Below are 21421 nucleotides of genomic sequence, written 5' to 3' on the forward strand. Positions count from 1 at the left end.
GCGCGGCGCGCACCGCCGGCAGCGCGGCGACCTTGGAGGCGCCGGCGCCAGCCTGCTCGGTGCGGATGGCACGGGTGACATCCTCGCCGTCGAGCAGCGTGATCTGTTCCTGGCCGGGCTGGCCGGGGATGAACTGCACGTCCAGACGCGCGGCCAGCTCCACCAGCCGCGCCTCGTCGGCCAGGTCGATGCCGTGCTTGCCGGCCCCATGGGCCAGCAGACGATAGATGGCGCCCGAATCCAGCAGATTCCAGCCCAGGCGGTTGGCCAGCAGGCCGGCCAGGGTGCCCTTGCCCGAGCCGCTCGGCCCATCGAGCGCGATGACGGGAGCGGTCATGTCAGGACTCCTTGGCTACGCGGATGCCCACCTGCTCGGCCAGGGCCAGGAAGTTGGGAAACGAGGTGGCGACGTTGGCGCAATCGTGGATGCGGATCGGCGCCGTGGCGCGCAACGAAGCGACGCTGAACGACATGGCGATGCGGTGATCGCCGTGCGCCCAGACTTCACCGCCGCCGATCGGGCCGCCGTGGATGACGATGCCGTCCGGGGTCGGCTCGGCCTTCACGCCCAGCGCCTGCAGGCCATCGGCCATGACCTGGATGCGGTCGGATTCCTTGACGCGCAGTTCCTCGGCGCCGCGCAGCACGGTGCGCCCTTCAGCGCAGGCGGCGGCGATGAACAGCACCGGGAACTCGTCGATGGCCAGCGGCACCAGATCCTCGGGGATGTCGATGCCCTTGAGCTTCGCCGAGCGCACGCGCAGATCGGCCACCGGCTCGCCGCCGACTTCACGCTGATTCTCCAGGGTGATGTCGCCGCCCATCAGGCGGAGGATGTCGATCACCCCGGTACGGGTCGGGTTGATGCCCACGTGCTCCAGCACCAGCTCGGCGCCCTCGGCGATGCTGGCCGCGACCAGGAAGAACGCGGCCGAGGAAATGTCCGCCGGCACCTCGATCTGGGTGGCCGTCAGTTTGTGGCCGCTTTCGACCTTGGCGGTGGCGCCGTCGACCTCGACCGGGTAACCGAAACCACGCAGCATGCGCTCGGTGTGGTCGCGGGTCGGTGCCGGCTCGGTCACCGCGGTTTCCCCGGCGGCGTACAGGCCGGCCAGCAGCAGGCAGGATTTCACCTGGGCGCTGGCCATCGGCATCTCGTAGTGCATGCCGGTCAGTTTCTGGCCGCCGCGAATGGTCAGCGGCGGACGACCTTCCGGACCGGTCTCGATCACCGCGCCCATCTCGCGCAGCGGCTTGGCCACGCGGTTCATCGGCCGCTTGGACAGCGACGGGTCGCCGGTCAGGGTGGTGTCGAACGGCTGCGCGGCCAGCAGGCCGGAGAGCAGGCGCATCGAGGTGCCCGAGTTGCCCATGTACAGCGGACCGGCCGGCGCCTTCAGGCCGTGCAGACCGACGCCGTGCACGGTGACGCGGCCCTTGTGCGGGCCTTCGATGACCACGCCCATGTCGCGGAACGCCTGGATGGTGGCCAGCGCGTCCTCGCCTTCGAGGAAGCCCTGCACTTCGGTCACGCCATTGGCCAGCGAGCCGAGCATGATCGAGCGGTGGGAGATGGACTTGTCGCCCGGCACGCGGATTCGGCCGTTGACGCTGCCGCCCGGCTGGGCGAGGAAGATCAGATCATTGTTGGAATGCATGGCGTCCACATAGGCCCGGCGGGCCAGGATTTTGCTGAAATGCTCGCGGGCCACCCGGGCGCGGGTGAACACGCCCAGCAGGTGATGCCCATCCCCTTCGACCACCGCGGCGCGCAGGGCGTCGAGGTCGTCGCGAAAATCGTCCAGCGCCTGCAGCACGGCGTCCCGGTTGGCCAGGAAGATGTCGTGCCACATCAATGGATCGCTGCCGGCGATGCGCGTGAAATCGCGAAAGCCGCCGGCGGCGTAGCGGAATATCTCCAGGTTCTCGTTGCGCTTGGCCAGCGAGTCCACCAGCGTGTAGGCCAGCAGGTGCGGCAGATGGCTGGTGGCGGCCAGCACCTGGTCGTGGTGCTCCACGTCCATGTGCTCGACATCGGCATCCAGCGCGCGCCACAGGTGGTCGACCAGCGCCAGCGCGTCGGGATCGGTCTCCGCCACCGGCGTGAGAATGACCTTGTGGCGGCGGAACAGCTTCGGATTGGCCGCCGTCACGCCGCTCTGTTCGGAGCCGGCAATCGGATGGCCGGGCACAAAGCGCGCCGGCATGTGACCGAACACCTGGCGCGCGGCGCGCACCAGGTTGCCCTTGGCGCTGCCCACGTCGGTGATCACCGCCTGGCCAAGGTCGAGCCTGGCCAGCTGCGCCAGCACCTTTTCCATGACCAGGATCGGCACCGCCAGCTGGATCACGTCGGCGCCCTGACAGGCGACGGCCAACTCGGCCTCGCAGCGATCCACCACGCCCAGTTCCACCGCCAGACGGCGGGACTCGGGGTCCAGGTCGACGCCCACCACCTCGCGGAACAGGCCGGTGGCGCGGATGCCCTTGGCGAAGGAACCGCCGATCAGGCCCAGGCCGACCACCACCAGGCGGCCGAGCCGCGCCTCGTTGGGGTGCTTGAGATCAGCCACGCAGCACGTGCTCCAGCGCGTCGAGGAAACGGGCGTTCTCCGCCTCGGTGCCCACCGACACGCGCAGGAAGGTCGGCATCGCGTAGCCGGCCACCGGCCGCACGATCACGCCCTGGCGCAGCAGCGCGGCGTTGATCGGCGCGGCGTCGCGGCCGAAGTCCACGGCCAGGAAGTTGCCGCGCGAGGGAATCCAGCTCAGCCCCAGTGCCTGCAGGCCGGCTTCCAGCTGGCGCATGCCGGCGCGGTTGACCTGGCGACTGCGCAGCACGTAGTCCTCGTCGTCCAGCGCGGCGCTGGCGGCGACCAGCGCCAGGCTGTTGACGTTGAACGGCAGGCGCACGCGGTTCAGCACGCCGGCGATCGCTGGCGAGGACGCGCCGTAACCGATGCGCAGGCCGGCCAGACCGTAGGCCTTGCACAGGGTGCGCGAGACCAGCAGGTTCGGGTAGCGGGACAGGTACGAGAGACCGTTGGGCAGCTCGCCCGGCTCGGAGAACTCGATATAGGCCTCGTCCAGCACCACCACGACATGCTCCGGCACTCGGGACAGGAAGCGTTCCAGCGCTTCGGCACCGAACCAGGTGCCGGTCGGGTTGTTCGGATTGGCGACGTAGGCGACCCGGGTGTTCTCGTCCATGGCGGCAATCAGGCCATCCAGGTCGTGACCGTAATTGATGGCCGGCACCACGCGGCTTTCCGCGCCGGTCGCCTGGGTGGAAATCGGGTAGGCGGCGAAGGCATGGGCGCTGAACACCGCGTTGAGGCCCGGCGCCAGGAAGGCGCGCGCCACCAGGTCGATGATGTCGTTGGAGCCGTTGCCCAGGGTGATGCCCGCCGGGTCGATGGCGAACCTGGCGGCCAGCTTCTGCTTGAGCGCATAGCCGCTGCCGTCCGGGTAGCGGGTCAGCTCGGGCAGCGCGTCCTGAATGGCGGCCAGCGCCTTCGGGCTCGGGCCCAGCGGGTTCTCGTTGCTGGCCAGCTTGACGATCTGCGCCGGATCCATGCCCAGCTCGCGGGCCAGTTCCTCGATCGGCTTGCCGGTGACGTAGGGGGACAGCTTCTGTACGCCCGGCACGGCCAGGGCAAGGAAATCAGCACTCATGCGTATAGCCTCGACGGCCAGCGGGCCCCGCGCCGGAGCCCGCCGAAAGATTAAAGAACAGCCTTGGGATAGGAACCGAGCACCTTCAGCGCCACCGACTCGTCGGCCAGCGTCTCCAGCACACCCTTGACCAGCGGGTCCTTGTGGTGGCCAACGAAGTCGATGAAGAACACGTAGGTCCACTTGCCACTGCGCGACGGGCGGGTCTCGATGCGGGTGAGGTCGATGCCGTTGGTGTGGAACGGCAGCAGCAGCTCATGCAGCGTGCCCGGCTTGTTGCGCATGGAGACGATGATCGAGGTCTTGTCGTCGCCGGTCGGCGGCACTTCCTGGTTGCCGATGATCAGGAAGCGCGTGGAGTTGTCCGGACGGTCCTCGATCTTCTCGTGCAGCTTGGTCAGGCCGTACAGGGTGGCCGCCATGTCGCCGGCGATGGCCGCGCTGTTCCACTCGCTCTTCACCCGCTTGGCCGCCTCGGCGTTGCTGGACACCGCCACGCGCTCGACGTTCGGGTAATGGGCGTCCAGCCACTTGCGGCACTGGGCCAGCGACTGGGCGTGGGAATAGATGCGCGAGATCTTGTCGGTCTTGGTGGTCTCGCCCACCAGCAGGTGGTGGTGGATGCGCAGTTCCACCTCGCCGCAGATCACCAGATCGTGCTCGAGGAAGCTGTCCAGGGTGTGGTTGATGGCGCCCTCGGTGGAGTTCTCCACCGGCACCACGCCGAAGTTCACCGCGCCGGCGGCCACTTCGCGGAACACCTCGTCGATCGCCGCCATCGGCAGGCTCTTCACCGCGGCGCCGAAGTGCTTGAGCACCGCGGCGTGCGAGAAGGTGCCTTCCGGGCCGAGGTAGGCCACTTTCAGCGGCTGCTCCAGGGCCAGGCACGAGGACATGATTTCGCGGAACAGGCGGGCCACCTCTTCGTTGTCCAGCGGCCCCTTGTTCAGCTCCATGATGTGCTTGAGCACCCAGGCCTCGCGCTCGGGGCGGTAGAACACCACCTCCTCGCCCGGCTGCAGGCTGGCGGTCTTCACCCGCGCCACGTCCTGGGCACAGCGCGCGCGCTCGCTGATCAGCTCGAGGATCTTCTCGTCGAGGCTGTCGATGCGAACACGCAGCGCCTTGAGCTGATCGGCGTCGCTCATCAGGCGTGCTCCTTCTCGAACTCGGCCATGTAGGCGACCAGCGCCTCGACGGCGTCCAGGCCGGTGGCGTTGTAGATCGAGGCGCGCATGCCGCCCACCGAGCGGTGACCCTTGAGGTTCAGCAGGCCACGGGCGTCGGCGCCGGCCAGGAAGGCCTTGTCCAGGCGCTCGTCGGCCAGGCGGAACGGCACGTTCATCCAGGAGCGGGCGTTCTTGCTCACCGGGTTGCTGTAGAACTCGCTGGCGTCGATGGTGCTGTACAGCAGTTCCTGCTTGGCGTGGTTGCGGCGGGCCATGGCCTCGACACCGCCCTGCTCCTTGACCCACTCGAACACCAGGCCGGCCAGGTACCAGGAGTAGGTGGCCGGGGTGTTGTACATGGAGCCGTTGTCGGCTGCGGTCTTGTAGTCGAGCATGGTCGGGCAAATGGCGCGGGCGCGACCGATCAGGTCTTCGCGGATCATCGCCACCACCAGGCCGGACGGGCCGATGTTCTTCTGCGCGCCGGCGTAGATCATGCCGAACTGCGACACATCCACCGGACGCGACAGGATGTCCGAGGACATGTCCACCACCACCGGCACGTCACCCACCTCGGGCACCCAGTCGAACTGCACGCCGCCGATGGTTTCGTTGCTGCAGTAGTGCAGGTAGGCGGCGTCCGGGGTCAGCTGCCAGTCGTTCTGGCCGGGGATGCCGAAGTAGTCGAGCGACTTGCCGCTGGCCGCCACGTTGACGTTGCCGAAGCGGCGCGCTTCTTCGATGGCCTTCTTCGACCAGATGCCGGTTTCCACGTAGTCGGCGGTGGCGCCTTCGGGCAGCAGGTTCAGCGGAATCTGCGCGAACTGCTGGCTGGCGCCGCCCTGCATGAACAGCACCTTGTAGTGGTTCGGCACGTTCATCAGCTCGCGCAGGTCCTGCTCGGCCTTCTCGGCGATGGCCACGTACTCGTCGCTGCGGTGGCTCATTTCCATGACCGACAGGCCCATGCCATGCCAGTCGAGCATCTCGGCCTGGGCGCGCTCCAGGACGGCGGTGGGAAGGGCTGCGGGGCCTGCACAGAAGTTATGGGCTCGTTTCACGTCGTTCTCTCTCGATTCGCCGCACACCAGGCCACCCGGCGCTGGTGCTGTTCTTGCGAAATCTGGCGCCAGCGCGCCAGATCCGTCAATTCTTGTCTCCCGGGCCGCGGCCCGGGAACGCGACGGGCGGCACCTGGCCGCCCGTACGTGCGCTAAACGTCCGACGCCTCGTCGGCGTCCTCGCCCGCTTCGGGCACAGCGTCCTCTTCGCCCTCGAGCGCGTCATCCTCGACCGGGGTCGGTTCCTGGACACGTTCGAGGCCGACCAGCACCTCGTCCTTGGCCAGCTTGATCAGGGTGACGCCCTGGGTGTTGCGGCTCAGGCTGGACACCTCGTCGACGCGGGTACGCACCAGCGTGCCCTGGTCGGAGATCAGCATGATCTCCTCGCCGTCCTGCACCTGGATGGCGCCGACCAGCTTGCCGTTGCGCTCGTTGGTCACCATGGCGATCACGCCCTGGCCACCCCGGCCGCGCTGCGGGTATTCGTCGATCGGCGTGCGCTTGCCATAGCCATGCTCGGAGGCGGTGAGGATCTGCGCCTCGCCCTCGGGAATGATCATGGAGATCAGCTGCTGGCCGTCCTGCAGGCGCATGCCGCGCACGCCGCGGGCGGTACGGCCCATGGTGCGCACGTGGCCTTCCTTGAAGCGGATGACCTTGCCGGCGTCGGAGAACAGCATCACTTCGCGGCTGCCATCGGTGATGGCGGCGGCGATCAGGGTGTCGCCCTCCTCCAGGCGCAGGGCGATCAGGCCGCTGCTGCGCGGCTTGCTGAACTGCACCAGCGGGGTCTTCTTCACGGTGCCGTTGGCGGTGGCCATGAAGATGAAGGCGCCGGTCACGACCTCTTCGGCTTCGCCGGCCTCTTCACCCTCGGCCAGGTCCTCGACCTCGTCGTGCTCGATCACCTCGTCCAGCTCTTCGTCTTCCGGGGCCTGCTGACGCAGCGCTTCCAGGTCGACCTGCAGCATGGCGGTGATGCGTTCGTTCTCGTCCAGCGGCAGCAGGTTGACCAGCGGCCGGCCACGCGCGGTGCGCGAGGCTTCCGGAATCTCGTAGGTGCGCAGCCAGTAGACCTTGCCCTTGCTGGAGAACAGCAGCAGCGTGGCGTGGCTGTTGGCGACCAGCAGGTGCTCGACGTAGTCCTCGTCCTTCACCCCGGTGGCCGACTTGCCCTTGCCGCCACGGCGCTGGGCTTCGTAGGAGGCCAGCGGCTGGCTCTTGGCGTAGCCACCGTGGGAAATGGTCACCACACGCTCTTCCTCGGGGATGAGGTCGGCGATGGTCAGGTCGGCGTGGGACGCCATGATTTCGCTGCGGCGCGCGTCGCCGTATTCGCTGCGCACCTGTTCCAGCTCTTCGCGGATCACTTCCAGCAGGCGCTGCGGGTTGGTCAGGATGCGGATCAGCTCGCCGATCTGGTTGAGGATCTCCTGGTACTCGCCGAGCAGCTTCTCGTGCTCCAGGCCGGTCAGGCGATGCAGGCGCAGGTCGAGGATGGCCTGGGCCTGTTCCGGCGACAGGTAGTACTTGCCGTCGCGCAGGCCGAATTGTTCCGGCAGGTCCTCGGGGCGGCAGGCGTCGGCGCCGGCGCGCTCGACCATCGCTTCCACGGCGGAGGACTCCCAGCCGGTGGCCAGCAGACGTTCCTTGGCCTCGGCCGGGGTCGGCGATTTCTTGATCAGCTCGATGACCGGGTCGATGTTCGACAGCGCCACGGCCTGGCCTTCCAGGATGTGGCCGCGCTCGCGGGCCTTGCGCAGTTCGAAGATGGTGCGGCGGGTCACCACTTCGCGGCGGTGACGGACGAACACCTCGAGCATGTCCTTGAGGTTCAGCAGGCGCGGCTGGCCGTCGACCAGGGCCACGTTGTTGATGCCGAACACGCTCTGCATCTGGGTCTGGGCGTAGAGGTTGTTGAGCACCACCTCGCCGACTTCGCCCCGGCGCAGCTCGATGACGATGCGCATGCCGTCCTTGTCGGACTCGTCGCGCAGCTCGCTGATGCCTTCGATCTTCTTCTCTTTCACCAGCTCGGCGATCTTCTCGATCAGCCGCGCCTTGTTCAGCTGGTAGGGCAGCTCGGTGACGATGATCTGCTGGCGGGCGCCGGTCTTGTCCATGTCCTCGACGGTGGCGCGGGCACGCATGTACACCCGGCCACGGCCGGTGCGATAGGCCTCGATGATGCCCGCGCGGCCATTGATGATGCCGGCGGTGGGGAAGTCCGGACCGGGGATGAACTGCATCAGTTCGTCGACGGTCAGTTCCGGGTTGTCGATCAGCGCCAGACAGCCGTCCACCACCTCGCCCAGGTTGTGCGGCGGGATGTTGGTGGCCATGCCCACGGCGATACCGGCGGAGCCGTTCACCAGCAGGGCGGGAATCTTGGTCGGCAGGACTTCGGGGATCAGCAGGGAGCCATCGTAGTTCGGCACCCAGTCCACGGTTTCCTTGTGCAGGTCGGCCAGCAGCTCGTGGGCCAGCTTGGTGCGGCGCACTTCGGTGTAACGCATGGCCGCGGCGCTGTCGCCGTCCACCGAACCGAAGTTGCCCTGACCGTCCACCAGCAGGTAGCGCAGCGAGAAGGGCTGCGCCATGCGCACGATGGTGTCGTACACCGCCAAGTCGCCGTGCGGGTGGTATTTACCGATCACGTCGCCGACCACACGGGCCGACTTCAGGTAGGGCTTGTTCCAGTCGTTGCCCAGCTCGCTCATGGCGAACAGCACCCGGCGGTGCACCGGCTTGAGGCCGTCGCGTGCGTCAGGCAGCGCTCGGCCGACGATGACGCTCATGGCGTAATCGAGGTAGGACTGTTTCAGCTCGTCTTCGATGTTGACCGGGAGGATTTCTTTGGCCAGTTCGCCCATGGAAGCCTGGTTCCTTTAGTCAGCAGGGTCCTGCGATAAGCGCGGGATGGTATCACAGCTTGCCGCGCCAGGCTTCAGGACCCAGGCCGCAACTTTCCGTTATCCGGCGGTAGGTTGCGTGGCGCCGAGCCGGCAATCAATGCAGGCGCTTGCGACACATCAGCTCGGCCAGCTTCGCGGTATCCGGCCGCTCGATCACGCCGCGCTCGGTGACGATCACATCGATCAGGTCGGCGGGTGTCACGTCGAAGGCCGGATTGAACACCTCGACCCCCACCGCCGGGTCGAGCACTTCGCTCGCCGCGCGGTCTTCGAGGGGGATGTCCTCGCCATGCTCCAGGCCCATGTCGATGCACGAGCTGGGCGCCGCCACCATCACGCGCAGGCCGTGGTGCATGGCCAGCACGGTCAGCGGATAGGTGCCGATGGTGGCCGCCACGTCGCCGTTGGCGGCGATGCGCTCTGCGCCGACGATCAGCCAGCCGATGCGCTCGCTCTTCATCAGATGGCCAGCCGCCGCGTCCACACACACGGTGGTGGGCACGCCGTCGCCGTGCAGTTCCCAGGCGGTCAGCCGCGCGCCCTGCAGTCCCGGGCGGCTCTCGCCCACATAGACCTGCTCGACCAGCTCGCCGAGCCAGCCGGCGCGGATCACGCCCAGCGCGCTGCCGAAGCCGCCGCCGGCCAGGGCGCCGGCGTTGCCATGGGTCAGCACCGCGCGAATGCCTTCGTCATGCTGGCGCAGCAACTCCAGGCCGAACTGGGCGATGGCCAGATTGGCCTCGCGGTCGCTGGCCAGGATGGCGCCGGCCTCGGCTTCCAGCGCCGGAAGCGGGTCCGCCCCGGGCGATAGCCGGCGCAGGCGGTTACGCAGGCAATCCAGCGCCCAGCCCAGGCCGGCTGCCGCCGGTTGCGCCTCGCGCAGCAACTGGAAATCCGCCTCCAACGCCGCTTGCCAGTCGCCGCCGGCGGCCAGCCGCGCCCGCGCGCCGAGCACCAGCCCGTAGGCCGCCGCGATGCCGATGGCCGCCGCGCCGCGTACCGCCCCATCGCGAATCGCCTCGGCCACGGCGGCGGCGCTGTCCAGCGCCAGCCAGGCTTCGCGGGCCGGCAGCAGACGCTGGTCCCGCACATGCAGGACGCCCTCGCGCCACTCGAGAGCCTTTACCCGTTCCGCCGCCAGCAATCGCTCACGCATGTCCACCGCCCACCCGACACAAAGGGCGCGGATTATACGCACATCGCCGCCGATCCTTGTGGGGCCGGCTTTATGCCGGCCAGCGGAAGCGTGGCTGACGCCTCGGCTACTGACTCACCCCTGTCGGCCGGCATAAAGCCGGCCCCACAGGTTGCGCCCCTTCAAAACCCACCCGACGCGGCCGTACACTGCCGACCCGTCATCGTTGTGTGAATGCCGCCATGCCCGCCGCCGCTCCGCTCGACCTCCTTCTGCTGCCTGGTTGGCTGGTTCCGGTCGAGCCGGCCGGCGTGGTGCTGAAGAATCACGCGCTGGGCATCCGCGACGGGCGCATCGCCCTGCTCGCCCCGCGCGAACAGGCCCTGCGCCTGGAGGCCCGCGAGGTGCGCGAACTGCCCGGCATGCTGCTCGCCCCCGGCCTGGTGAATGCCCACGGCCACGCCGCCATGAGCCTGTTTCGCGGCCTGGCCGACGACCTGCCGCTGCTGCCCTGGCTGCAGGACCACATCTGGCCGGCCGAGTCGGTCTGGGTGGACGAGGATTTCATCCGCGACGGCAGCGAGCTGGCCATCGCCGAACAGCTCAAGGGCGGCGTCACCTGCTTTTCCGACATGTACTTCTACCCGCGGGTGACCAGCGAGGTGGCGCATCGCGCCGGCGTGCGCGCGCAATTCTGCGTGCCGTTGATGAATTTCGCCGTGCCGGGCGCGCTGGATGCCAGCGACGCGGTGCGCCAGACCCTGCAATTGTTCGACGAGCTGCGCCATCACCCGCGCCTGTCGGCGGCCTTCGGCCCGCACTCACCCTACACGGTAACCGACGAGCAGCTGGGCCAGATCACGATGCTAGCCGAGCAGCTGGACGCCAACATCCAGATGCACGTGCATGAAACCGAGCTGGAAGTGCAGCAGAGCCTGAACACCCATGGCGAGCGGCCGCTGGCGCGCCTGCAGCGCCTGGGCCTGCTCGGCCCGCGCTTCCAGGCGGTGCACATGACCCAGGTGAACGACGAAGACCTGCAGCGCCTGGTGGAAAGCAACAGCAGCGTCATCCACTGCCCGGAATCCAACCTCAAGCTGGCCAGCGGCTTCTGCCCGGTGGAACGCCTGTGGCAGGCCGGCGTCAACGTCGCCATCGGCACCGACGGCGCGGCCAGCAACAACGACCTGGACCTGCTCGGCGAAACCCGCACCGCCGCCCTGCTGGCCAAGGCCGTGCAGCAGGACGCCAGCGCCCTGGACGCCCACCGCGCGCTGCGCATGGCCACCCTGAACGGCGCCCGCGCGCTGGGCCTGGAACAGGATTGCGGCTCGCTGGAAATCGGCAAGTGGGCCGACCTGGCGGCCTTCGACCTCTCCGGCCTGTACCAGCAGCCGATCTACGACCCGGTGTCGCAGCTGATCTACACCGGCGGCCGGCACTGCGTGCGGCACGTCTGGGTCGGCGGCAAGCAGCTGGTTGACGACGGCCGGCTGACGCGCCTCGACGAGGAGCGCCTGCAGGTCACCGCCCGCGACTGGGGCGCGAAGATCGCCGCCGGACGCGCCGCGCCACGCGGCTGAACGCGGCTCAGCGGTCGCCTAGCCGCTGGCGATACTCCCCCGGGGTCTGTCCGGTCCACTGCTTGAAGCTGCGGTGGAACGAGCGCGGCTCGCCGAAGCCCAGGTAGCAGGCGATGTCCTGGATCGGCAGCTCGCTGTGGCGCAGGTAGTGCTCGGCCAGTTCGCGGCGCAGCTGGTCGAGGATCGCCTGGTAGCTGGTGCCGGCCGCCTGCAGGTGGCGCTGCAGGGTGCGCAGGGTCATGTGGAACCGCGCGGCGACCCGTTCCTTGCGCGGCAGGCCGTCGCCGAGCATCTCGCGCAGCACCGCGCGGACCCGCAGCGGCAGCGGCTGGTCGTCCTCCAGGCGGTCGAGCAGCCCCATGGCGTGCGCCTCCAGGGCGCGCAGCAGGCCGGCATCGGCCTGGCGCAGCGGCAGACGCAGATACTCCAGTGGGGCCAGCAGTGCGCTGTGCGCCTGCTCGAACAGCACCGGACAGCCGAACACCCGCTCGTAGTCCTCGACCCGGCAGCCCGCCGGCAGCGCATGCTCGAACTGGACGCAACTGGGCGAATGTTCCACGCCGGCGATCCAGCGCGCGTAATGCAGCCAGGACGCCAGCACGTTCTCGATCAGGTGCCGGCGCACCGGCTGGCGCGGATGCCGGCAGTGCCAGCTCAGGCGCACCTGGCCATCCTGCTGCTCGATGTGACTGGTGCCCATGTCGCCGACCAGCCGCTCGTAGGGCAGGATGCGCGCCATCGCTTCGCCGAGGGTGGCGCAGTTCATGGTGATGTAGCCGAGCACGCTCCACGAGCCGGGCTGCACGTGGCGCGCCGCATGCAGGCCGAACAGCGGATCGGCGGATTGCCGCAGCAGGTGTTCGAGCAGCCGCTCGTGCTGTTCGCTGGGCACCCGCTGGCCGTTGTCGGCCAGGCACTCGGCGCTCAGCCCGGCGGCCTGCCGCGCCGCCGCGCAGTCCAGGCCGAGGGTCTGGGCATGGCTCAGGTACTTGAGCAGGACGGGAACCGCCGTATAGCCGAGTGTCTGCATGCGAGGCGTGTTTTTGGCTCGATTGGCGAATGCGCGTGGCCGGATCGGACAGTGACCGCCACGCGCGGCTGGCTAGTATAGGCAGCCGACACGCGGGACCGACAAGGGGGCAAGGCATGCGGCGCTGGAATGGCTGGGGTGACGAGGGTACCGAAGTACATCTGCCGGAACAGGGCGCGGCCTTTCTCGCCGAACGCCTCGGCCCGAGCCGGCCGCTGGCCGACGCCAGCCTCGCCGAGGTGCTCGCCCAGGTACCGCCATCGCGCCTGCCCGAGCACCCGCTGATCACCCGCCAGGCCGAGGCGCGCGTGCGCCACGCCCGCGGCCAGAGCCTGCCGGACTGGCTGGCCATGCGCTCCGGCAGCTTCGGCGTGTTTCCCGACGCCGTGGCCCTGCCGCAAACCCCGGCGCAGATTCGCGAACTGCTGGCCTGGGCACGGCAGCGGGACGCCATCGTCATTCCCTACGGCGGCGGCACCTCGGTGGCCGGACACATCAACCCGGCCGCCTCGGCGCGGCCGGTGCTGACCCTGTCGCTGGAGCGCATGAACCAGTTGCTCGACCTGGACGAGGACAGCCGCATCGCCACCTTCGGCCCCGGCGCCAACGGCCCGCAGGTCGAGGCCCAGCTGCGCGCGCGCGGCTACACCCTCGGCCACTTCCCGCAGTCCTGGGAACTCTCCACCCTCGGCGGCTGGGTGGCCAGCCGCTCCAGCGGCCAGCAATCGCTGCGCTACGGACGCATCGAGCAGCTGTTCGCCGGCGGCACCCTGGAAACCTTCGCCGGCGGCCTGGAGATCCCGACCTTCCCGGCCTCGGCCGCCGGCCCCGATCTACGCGAACTGGTGCTGGGCAGCGAGGGTCGCTTCGGGGTCATCTCCGAGGTCAAGGTGCGGGTCAGCCAGCTGGCCGAGCAGGAGCGCTTCCACGCGGTATTCCTGCCCGACTGGCAACGGGCGCTGGCCGGCGTGCGCGCCCTGGCCCAGGCGCGCATCCCGCTGTCGATGCTGCGCCTGTCCAACCCGATCGAGACCGAAACCCAGTTGGCCCTGGCCGGTCACCCCCGCCAGATCGCCCTGCTGGAGCGCTACCTGGCGCTGCGCGGCGCCGGCGCCGGCAAGTGCCTGCTGACCTTCGGCGTGACCGGCAATCGCCAGCAGAACGCCCTGTCGCTGCGCCAGACCCGCCGCCTGCTCAGGAACCACGGCGGGGTGTTCACCGGCACCCTGCTGGGTCGCAAGTGGGCCGAGGGCCGCTTCCGCTTCCCCTACCTGCGCCACGGCCTGTGGGCCGCCGGCTACGCCGTGGACACCCTGGAGACCGCCACCGACTGGGGCAACGTCGATGCGCTGCAGCAGGCAGTCGAGCACAGCCTGCGCCACGGGCTGGCCGACCGGGGCGAGCGGGTGCACGTGTTCACCCACCTGTCGCACGTCTACGGCCAGGGTTCGAGCCTCTACACCACCTATGTGTTCCGCCCGGGTGCCGACTATGCCGAGGCCCTGGCGCGCTGGCAGACCCTCAAGCACGCCGCCAGCCGCACCATCGCCAGCCACGGCGGCACCATCAGCCACCAGCACGGCGTCGGCCGCGACCACGCGCCCTACCTGGCGGCCGAGAAGGGCGAGCTGGGCCTGGCGGCGCTTACCGCGCTGGCACGGCATTTCGACCCCGAGCGGCGCCTGGCCCCGGGCGTGCTGCTGGAGGACTGAGATGAGCTGGAACGCCGCCTGGCGCAAAGCGGCGCTGCCTGAGCTGGCGGCCTGCGACTGGGACCTGATCGTGGTCGGCGGAGGTATTACCGGCGCCGGCATCCTGCGCGAGGCCGCCCGGCGCGGCTGGCGCTGCCTGCTGCTGGAACAGCGCGACTTCGCCTGGGGCACCTCCAGCCGCTCGTCGAAGATGGTGCACGGTGGCCTGCGCTATCTCGCCAAAGGCCAGTTGTCGCTGACCCGCGACGCGGTGCGCGAACGCCAGCGCCTGCTTGCCGAGGTGCCGGGGCTGGTCGATCCGCTGCCCTTCCTGTTCCCGCATTACCGTGGCCGCTTCCCCGGCCCGCGCCTGTTCGGCGGCCTGCTCGGCCTCTACGACGCCCTGGCCGGCCAGCGCCTGCACGGCTACCACCCGGCCGCCGAGCTGGGCTTCCTGGCGCCCGGCCTGCAGGGCCAGGCACTGCTGGGCGCGACCCGCTTCGGCGACGCCATCACCGACGATGCGCGCCTGGTGCTGCGTGTGCTGCAGGAGGCGCGTGCCGAGGGCGGCGAGGCGCTCAACGGCCTGCGCGTGGTCGAGCTGCGCCGCGAAGGGGGCCGGGTGGTCGGCTTGCTCGCCGAGGACCGCGAGAGCGGCCAACGCTTCAGCCTGCGCAGTCGCATGCTGGCACTGGCCACCGGCGCCTGGAGCGACGCGTTGCGCCAGCCGCGCGGCGCGGAACGCATCCGCCCGCTGCGCGGCAGCCACCTGCTGCTGCCGGCCTGGCGCCTGCCGGTGGCCCAGGCGATCAGTTTCCTGCACGCTGGGGACCGCCGCCCGGTGTTCGTCTTCCCCTGGGAGGGCGCCACGGTGATCGGCACCACCGACCTGGATCACGGCGACGCGCTGGAACAGGAGGCGCGCATCAGCCCCGCGGAAATCGATTACCTGCTCGCCGCCTGCCACCAGGTGCTGCCGGGCGCCGCCATCCGCCACGCGGACATCCTTTCCACCTGGGCCGGCGTGCGTCCGGTGGTCGGCGCCGCCGCGCCTTCGCGCCGGCGGCCTTCCGACGAAAAGCGTGAACACACGCTGTGGAGCGAGCCGGGCTGCGTGACCCTGGCCGGCGGCAAGCTCACCACCTTCCGCCTGCTCGCCCTGGAGGTGCTGCGCGCCTGCGCGGCGCAGCGCGGGGAAACCCTCAATGTCAGCGAAGCGCCGCTGTTCAGCGCCCCGCCCCGCGTCCCCCTGCCCGGCCTGTGCCTGAGCCAGCGCCGCCGCCTGGAAGGGCGCCACGGTCATCGGCTGCCGCGCCTGGCCGAGTTGCTGGCTGAGCTCGGAAGCGAACGGGTCGGCGCCACGCCCACGCTGTGGGCGGAGCTGGCGCTGGCCTGCGAGGACGAACTGGTGCTGCACCTGGATGACCTGCTGCTGCGCCGCACCCGCCTGGGCCTGCTGCTGCCACGCGGCGGCGCCGAGCAGCTGGCGGATATCCGCGCGCTGTGCCAGCCGCGCCTGGGCTGGAGCGACGCTCGCTGGTTGCGCGAGCTGCGCGACTATCAGCAACTGTGGCGAACCTGTTACGGGCCGGGAGACCGGCCATGAGCGCGCCGCGCTACCTGCTGGCCATCGACAACGGCACCCAGAGCGTGCGCGCGCTGCTCTTCGACCTGGCCGGCAACCTGCTCGGCAAGGGCAAGGTGGAGCTCGATCCCTACTACGCCGCGCAGCCCGGCTGGGCCGAGCAGGACCCGGAGTACTACTGGCAGAGCCTGGGCGAGGCCTGCCGGCGGCTGTGGCAGGCGACCGGCGTCGACCGCGGCCTGATCGCCGGGGTGTCGCTGACCACCCAGCGCGGCACGCTGATCAACGTCGACGCCGACGGCCGGCCGCTGCGTCCGGCGATTCTCTGGCTCGACCAGCGCCGCAGCCCGCCCCAGGGGCGCATCCGCGGACCCTGGGGCTGGCTGTTCCGGCTGCTGCGCGTCGAGGATACCGTCGACCACTTCCGCAGCCAGGCCGAGGCCAACTGGATCGCCCAGCAACAGCCGGACATCTGGGCGCGCACCGACAAGTTCCTGCTGCTCTCCGGCTTTCTCACCCACCGGCTGTGCGGGCGCTTCGTGGACTCGGTGGGCAGCTGCGTGGCCTACCTGCCGTTCGACTACAAGCGCCTGCGCTGGGCGCGCCCCGGCGACTGGAAGTGGCAGGCGCTGCCGGTCACCCCGGCGATGCTGCCGGAGCTGGTCAAGCCGGGCGAACCGCTCGGGCGCATCAGCGCCACGGCCAGCGCCCACACCGGCATCCCCGAGGGCCTACCGCTGATCGCCGCGGCCGCCGACAAGGCCTGCGAAGTGCTCGGCGCCGGCGGCGTGGACCCGCGCATCGCCTGCCTGTCCTACGGCACCACGGCGACCATCAACACCACCCGCGCCCGCTACCTGGAGATCAACCGGCCGATCCCGCCCTACCCGGCCGCGCTGCCCGATCACTACAACACCGAGGTGATGCTGTTTCGCGGCTTCTGGATGGTCAGCTGGTTCAAGGAGCAGTTCGGTCACCTGGAACGCCAGCGCGGCCTGGAACTGGGCGTGGAGGCCGAGACGCTGTTCGACGAACTGGTCGAGCGCGTGCCGCCCGGCGCCATGGGCCTGACCCTGCAGCCGTTCTGGTCGCCGGGCATCCGCGAACCGGGCCTGGAGGCCAAGGGCGCGATCATCGGCTTCGGCGACGTGCACACCCGCGCGCACCTGTACCGCGCCATTCTCGAAGGCCTGGCCTACGGGCTGCGCCAGGGCAAGGAGCGCATCGAACGGCGCTCCGGCACGCGCATCGAGCGCCTGCGCGTGTCCGGCGGCGGTTCGCAGAGCGACGCCGCCATGCAGTTGACCGCCGACATCTTCAACCTGCCGGCCGAGCGCCCGCACCTGTACGAGACCTCCGGGCTGGGCGCGGCCATCGACTGCGCGGTGGGCCTGGGCCTGCACCCGGACTTTCCCACGGCCATCGCCGCCATGACCCGCCCCGGCCGACTGTTCACGCCGAACCCGCAGGCGGCGGCGACCTACGAACGGCTGTATCGCGAGGTCTACCTGCGCATGTACCGGCAGCTGCGGCCGCTGTACCGCAGCATCCGTGAGATCACCGGCTATCCGCCGTGACGACTCACTCGGCAAACGGCCAGGTGTCCGGCACGCCCGGCTCGCTCGGGCCGTGCAGCGGCTTGACCGCCCGGGTCTCCTCGAACCACAGCCAGGCGTCGAACTGCTCCCCCAGCTCGGCATGGAAGTAATGGCTGACCCGCTCGGTGCGCGGCCGGTAGATGACGCCGATGGCCCGCTCCAGTCTTGGCTCCAGCAAGGCCGCGCGCAGCTCGGCGCGCCCGGGGCCGCGCCAGTCATACAGCGCGGCGGACTGGCCAGCCTGCAGGAACAATCGTTCCCAGCTGTCGGCCCGGGATGGCAGCACCGATTTGACCTGCATCGGCTCGTCCCAGTTGTCGGCGGCGGCCACCGTGCCCCGGTCGGTGGACTGGCCGATCAGCACCGCGTCGCGACCGAAGGCGGTGCGGCACAGCTCGCCCAGGTTGGTCTGCCCGCTCCAGCCCATCTCGGTGGCGCCGGCATTGCCCAGGTGCGAATTGTGCGCCCAGACCAGCGCCTTGGCGTCCGGCCCGCGATGCTCCAGCAGCGCCCGGAGGGTCTCGAACATGTGCCGGTCACGCAGGTTCCAGGACGCGGTGCTGCCCTGGTACATGGCCCGGTAGTACTGCTCGGCGGCCAGCACCACCCGCGCGTTGCGCTCGGCATGGAAGAACGCCTCATCGTCCTCGCGCAGACGTTCCAGGCGCAGCGCCAGCAGCTCGCGCAGCTGCTCCACCACCGCCTGTTCGCAGGACGGCTTGCCCGCCAGAGTCACCCGCTGGCCGTAGGCGGCCGGCTCGTCCTGCCACGGCGTCAGGCAGCCGTAGCGCTGCCGGGCGCGCTGCGCAGCGGCGGGGTCCACGCCGTCCAGGTACTGCAGCACGGCCTCCAGCGAAGCGCCCAGGCTGTAGACATCCAGCCCGCGAAACTCCACCGGCCGTGCGGCGCCCTGGTTGAAGTCGCGCAGCCAGCGCACGAAGCCGTCCACTTCACGGTTACGCCACATCCAGAGCGGAAAGCGCCGAAAGGCCGTCTGCCGCCAGTCCTGCGGGGTTCGCCCGCGCGCCCAGGCATCCACGGCGGCGGCATCCGGCCAGTCGCCTTCCACCGCGACGATGGAGAAGCCATGCCGCTCGATCAGCCTGCGACTGATGGCCGCACGGGCGCGGTAGAACTCCGAGCTGCCATGGCTGGCCTCGCCGATCAGCACCACCCGGGCATCGCCGAAGCGGTCGAAGGCGGCGGCGAACTCCGGATCGTCCAATGCCGGCAGTGGCTCGGCGTGGCGCAGCAGCAGCGCGGTGAGGGCCGCTTCGTCTGCATGAGCGGGGGTGCGGGGCATGGTGCCGATCCTCGTCGGTGTTTGCGGGGAAGACCCGCACGGTGGGCGCGGCGTTCCGGCCACGGGACCTCCGGCCGCGCCCGGGACAAGCGGCGCGGCATTGGGCAAGGCCGCGAATAAACTGGCATCATGTCGACCTTTTTCCGCCGCCGGCTGCGGCGCCAGTTTCAGGGAAACCGTCATGAGCAACGTCGATCGCGCCGAAATCGCCAAGTTCGAAGCCCTCGCCCACCGCTGGTGGGACATGGAGAGCGAGTTCAAGCCGCTGCACGAGATCAACCCGCTGCGCGTCAACTGGATCGACGAGCGCGTCGGCCTGGCCGGCAAGAAGGTGCTGGACGTCGGCTGCGGCGGCGGCATCCTCAGCGAGGCCATGGCCCGCCGGGGCGCCACGGTGACCGGCATCGACATGGGCGAGGCGCCGCTGGGCGTCGCTCAGCTGCACCAGCTGGAATCCGGCGTCGAAGTGGAATACCGACAGATCACCGCCGAGGCCCTGGCCGAAGAGCAGCCCGGCGAATACGACGTGGTCACCTGCCTGGAGATGCTCGAGCACGTGCCGGACCCGGCCTCGGTGATCCGCGCCTGTCACACGCTGGTCAAGCCCGGCGGCCAGGTGTTCTTCTCGACCATCAACCGCAACCCCAAGGCCTACGCCTTCGCCATCCTCGGCGCCGAGTACCTGCTGCGCCTGCTGCCGCGTGGCACCCATGACTTCAAGAAGTTCATCCGCCCCTCGGAGCTGGGTGCCTGGAGCCGCGCCGCCGGCCTGGAAGTGAAGGACATGATCGGCCTGACCTACAACCCGTTCACCAAGCACTACAAGCTGGAGAACGACGTGGACGTCAACTACATGATCCAGACCCTCAAGGAGGCCTGATGCGCCTGCGCGCTGTTCTGTTCGACATGGACGGTACCCTGCTGGACACGGCGCCGGACTTCATCGCCGTGTGCCAGGCCATGCGCCGCGAGCGCGGCCTGCCGCCGGTGGCGGACGCGGTGATCCGCGACGTGGTCTCCGGCGGTGCCCGCACCATGGTGGCCGCCACCTTCGACATGTCGCCGCTGGACGAAGCCTTCGAGCCGCTGCGCCAGGAATTCCTCGAGCGCTACCAGGATCACTGCGCCGTGGAGACCTGCCTGTTCGACGGCATGGGCGAGCTGCTGGACGACCTGGAAAAGTCCCGGCTGGTGTGGGGCGTGGCCACCAACAAGCCACTGCGCTTCGCCGAGCCCATCATGCGTGGCCTGGGGCTCGCCGAACGCTCGGCGGTGCTGCTGTGCCCGGACCATGTGCCGCGCAGCAAGCCGCACCCGGACATGCTGCTGCTGGCCTGCCAGCAGATGGACATCGAGCCGTCCGCCGTGTTGTTCGTCGGCGACGACCGCCGCGACATCGAGGCCGGCCAGGCCGCCGGCACGCGCACGGTGGCGGTGCGCTACGGCTACATCCACCCCGAGGACAATCCCGGCAACTGGGGCGCCGACGCGGTGATCGACCACCCGCTGGAGCTGCGCAAGGTCATCGACCAGGCGCTGTGCGGCTGCTGAGTCCGTATCCTTTTCTGTAGAGAGACCGAGTCATGTTCGAATACACCGCCCGTCCCGATCTGCTCAAGGGCCGGATCATCCTGGTTACCGGCGCCGGTCGCGGCATCGGCGCCGCGGCCGCCAAGGCCTACGCCGCCCACGGTGCCACCGTGCTGCTGCTGGGCAAGACAGAGGAAAACCTGGATCGCGTCTACGACGAGATCGTCGCCGCCGACCATCCCGAGCCGGTGAGCATTCCGTTCAATCTGGAAACCGCCCTGCCACACCAGTACGACGAACTGGCGGCGACCATCGAGCGCGAGTTCGGCCGCCTGGACGGTTTGCTGCACAACGCCTCGATCCTCGGTCCGCTGACGCCGCTGGAGCAGCTGTCCGGCGACAATTTCATGCGTGTCATGCAGGTGAACGTCAACGCCGTGTTCATGCTGACCAGCACGCTGCTGCCGCTGCTCAAGCTCTCCGAGGACGCCTCGGTGGTGTTCACCTCCAGCAGCGTGGGCCGTAAGGGCCGCGCCTACTGGGGTGGCTATGCGGTGTCCAAGTTCGCCAACGAAGGGCTGATGCAGGTGCTGGCCGACGAGGTGGACGGCATCGCCCCGGTGCGCGCCAACAGCGTCAACCCCGGCGCCACCCGCACCGACATGCGCGCCAAGGCCTACCCGGGCGAAGACCCGCTGACCCTGCCGACCCCGGAAGCGATCATGCCGGTGTACCTGTACCTGATGGGGCCGGACAGCAAGGGCGTGAATGGCAAGGCGTTCGACGCGCAGTAATCCCGGTTGAAATAAAAAACCCGCCTGATGGCGGGTTTTTCATGGGCGGCTGGCTTAGCGCTTGCGATCGAAGCCGGGGCGCATGCCTTCGCCGGCCGGCACGCTGCGGCGATTCACCGGAGCCTTCGGACGCGGCTTGGCCGGACGCTCACCCTGAGCCGGACGATCGGCATTCGGACGGGCCGGACGCTTGTCGGCCGGACGCTCCGGCTGCGGACGCGGCTTGCGCTGCTCACCGGCAGCCGGACGGTCGCCTTGCGGGCGCGGCTTGCGCTCGCTGTCGAACGGACGGTCACCCTGCGGACGCGGCTTGCGCTGCTCACCGGCAAACGGGCGGTCGCCTTGCGGG

16 protein-coding genes and 1 pseudogene are annotated in these 21421 nt (G+C 69.5%); 7 read left to right on the plus strand and 10 right to left on the minus strand.

Translation table 11 applies throughout. From position 1 onward, the window contains the following. The 7 genes from AS93_RS0114875 to mtnA form a co-directional block, all read right to left on the minus strand. A partial coding sequence (locus AS93_RS0114875; protein WP_027591345.1) for a (d)CMP kinase occupies positions 1 to 337 on the minus strand: 337 nt, incomplete at its 3' end. 1 nt (position 338) lies between these two features. Next, positions 339 to 2573, minus strand: coding sequence for a bifunctional prephenate dehydrogenase/3-phosphoshikimate 1-carboxyvinyltransferase (locus tag AS93_RS0114880; protein ID WP_027591346.1), 2235 nt, complete (start codon positions 2571 to 2573; stop codon positions 339 to 341). Then, entirely contained in the window at positions 2566 to 3675 is a 1110-nt protein-coding gene (hisC, locus tag AS93_RS0114885) for a histidinol-phosphate transaminase (RefSeq protein ID WP_027591347.1), read from the minus strand. Before hisC ends, AS93_RS0114880 begins: the two co-directional genes overlap by 8 nt. 50 nt (positions 3676 to 3725) lie before the next feature. Beyond that, a complete protein-coding gene (gene pheA, locus AS93_RS0114890) occupies positions 3726 to 4823 on the minus strand; it encodes a prephenate dehydratase (RefSeq protein WP_027591348.1) in 1098 nt (365 codons plus the stop codon). Continuing rightward, positions 4823 to 5905, minus strand: coding sequence for a 3-phosphoserine/phosphohydroxythreonine transaminase (gene serC, locus AS93_RS0114895; protein ID WP_037009496.1), 1083 nt, complete (start codon positions 5903 to 5905; stop codon positions 4823 to 4825). Before serC ends, pheA begins: the two co-directional genes overlap by 1 nt. A gap of 152 nt (positions 5906 to 6057) precedes the next feature. After that, positions 6058 to 8781 carry a DNA gyrase subunit A gene (gene gyrA / locus AS93_RS0114900; RefSeq protein ID WP_027591350.1) on the minus strand — a complete coding sequence of 908 codons (2724 nt, stop codon included), beginning with the start codon at positions 8779 to 8781 and terminating at the stop codon, positions 6058 to 6060. 136 nt (positions 8782 to 8917) lie between these two features. Next, on the minus strand, positions 8918 to 9979 hold the full coding sequence (gene mtnA, locus AS93_RS0114905; RefSeq protein ID WP_027591351.1) for an S-methyl-5-thioribose-1-phosphate isomerase: 1062 nt from the start codon (positions 9977 to 9979) through the stop codon (positions 8918 to 8920). Between the two features lie 221 nt (positions 9980 to 10200). Here mtnA and AS93_RS0114910 point away from each other — a divergent pair, with 221 nt between their 5' ends. Beyond that, the gene (locus AS93_RS0114910) at positions 10201 to 11541 is read left to right on the plus strand and encodes a TRZ/ATZ family hydrolase (RefSeq protein WP_027591352.1); all 1341 of its coding nucleotides are present in this window, start codon (positions 10201 to 10203) and stop codon (positions 11539 to 11541) included. 7 nt (positions 11542 to 11548) lie between these two features. On the opposite strand, the gene AS93_RS0114915 is transcribed toward AS93_RS0114910, so the two are convergent. Beyond that, positions 11549 to 12571, minus strand: coding sequence for an AraC family transcriptional regulator (locus AS93_RS0114915; RefSeq protein ID WP_027591353.1), 1023 nt, complete (start codon positions 12569 to 12571; stop codon positions 11549 to 11551). 116 nt (positions 12572 to 12687) lie between these two features. Here AS93_RS0114915 and AS93_RS0114920 point away from each other — a divergent pair, with 116 nt between their 5' ends. Genes AS93_RS0114920 through AS93_RS0114930 form a run of 3 tightly spaced genes read left to right on the plus strand, consistent with a single transcriptional unit; the run spans position 12688 to position 17424 of the window. After that, entirely contained in the window at positions 12688 to 14283 is a 1596-nt protein-coding gene (locus AS93_RS0114920; protein WP_027591354.1) for an FAD-binding oxidoreductase, read from the plus strand. Between the two features lies 1 nt (position 14284). Then, positions 14285 to 15868 carry a glycerol-3-phosphate dehydrogenase/oxidase gene (locus tag AS93_RS0114925; RefSeq protein WP_027591355.1) on the plus strand — a complete coding sequence of 528 codons (1584 nt, stop codon included), beginning with the start codon at positions 14285 to 14287 and terminating at the stop codon, positions 15866 to 15868. After that, positions 15865 to 17424, plus strand: a complete 1560-nt coding sequence (locus AS93_RS0114930) for an FGGY-family carbohydrate kinase (protein ID WP_027591356.1) — start codon at positions 15865 to 15867, stop codon at positions 17422 to 17424. Before AS93_RS0114925 ends, AS93_RS0114930 begins: the two co-directional genes overlap by 4 nt. Before the next feature lie 4 nt (positions 17425 to 17428). Here the strand turns inward: AS93_RS0114930 and AS93_RS0114935 are convergent, their stop codons facing one another. Further along, positions 17429 to 18748, minus strand: coding sequence for an erythromycin esterase family protein (locus AS93_RS0114935; RefSeq protein WP_027591357.1), 1320 nt, complete (start codon positions 18746 to 18748; stop codon positions 17429 to 17431). Positions 18749 to 18929: 181 nt separating this feature from the next. On the opposite strand from AS93_RS0114935, the gene ubiG reads away from it, so the two are divergent. Genes ubiG through AS93_RS0114950 form a run of 3 tightly spaced genes read left to right on the plus strand, consistent with a single transcriptional unit; the run spans position 18930 to position 21072 of the window. Further along, complete coding sequence (ubiG, locus tag AS93_RS0114940) at positions 18930 to 19628, plus strand: bifunctional 2-polyprenyl-6-hydroxyphenol methylase/3-demethylubiquinol 3-O-methyltransferase UbiG (protein WP_027591358.1); 699 nt, start codon at positions 18930 to 18932, stop codon at positions 19626 to 19628. After that, on the plus strand, positions 19628 to 20299 hold the full coding sequence (gene mupP, locus AS93_RS0114945) for an N-acetylmuramic acid 6-phosphate phosphatase MupP (RefSeq protein WP_027591359.1): 672 nt from the start codon (positions 19628 to 19630) through the stop codon (positions 20297 to 20299). The genes ubiG and mupP overlap by 1 nt, the downstream gene beginning before the upstream one ends. A gap of 32 nt (positions 20300 to 20331) precedes the next feature. Next, a complete protein-coding gene (locus AS93_RS0114950) occupies positions 20332 to 21072 on the plus strand; it encodes a YciK family oxidoreductase (protein WP_027591360.1) in 741 nt (246 codons plus the stop codon). A 54-nt stretch (positions 21073 to 21126) separates the two neighbouring features. Here the strand turns inward: AS93_RS0114950 and AS93_RS20865 are convergent. Continuing rightward, a pseudogene (locus AS93_RS20865) lies at positions 21127 to 21421 on the minus strand (pseudouridine synthase); the annotation flags it as partial.

Origin of the sequence: Pseudomonas sp. RL (assembly GCF_000647775.1) — a bacterium.
In the GTDB taxonomy this organism is placed as follows: Bacteria; Pseudomonadota; Gammaproteobacteria; order Pseudomonadales; family Pseudomonadaceae; genus Serpens; species Serpens flexibilis.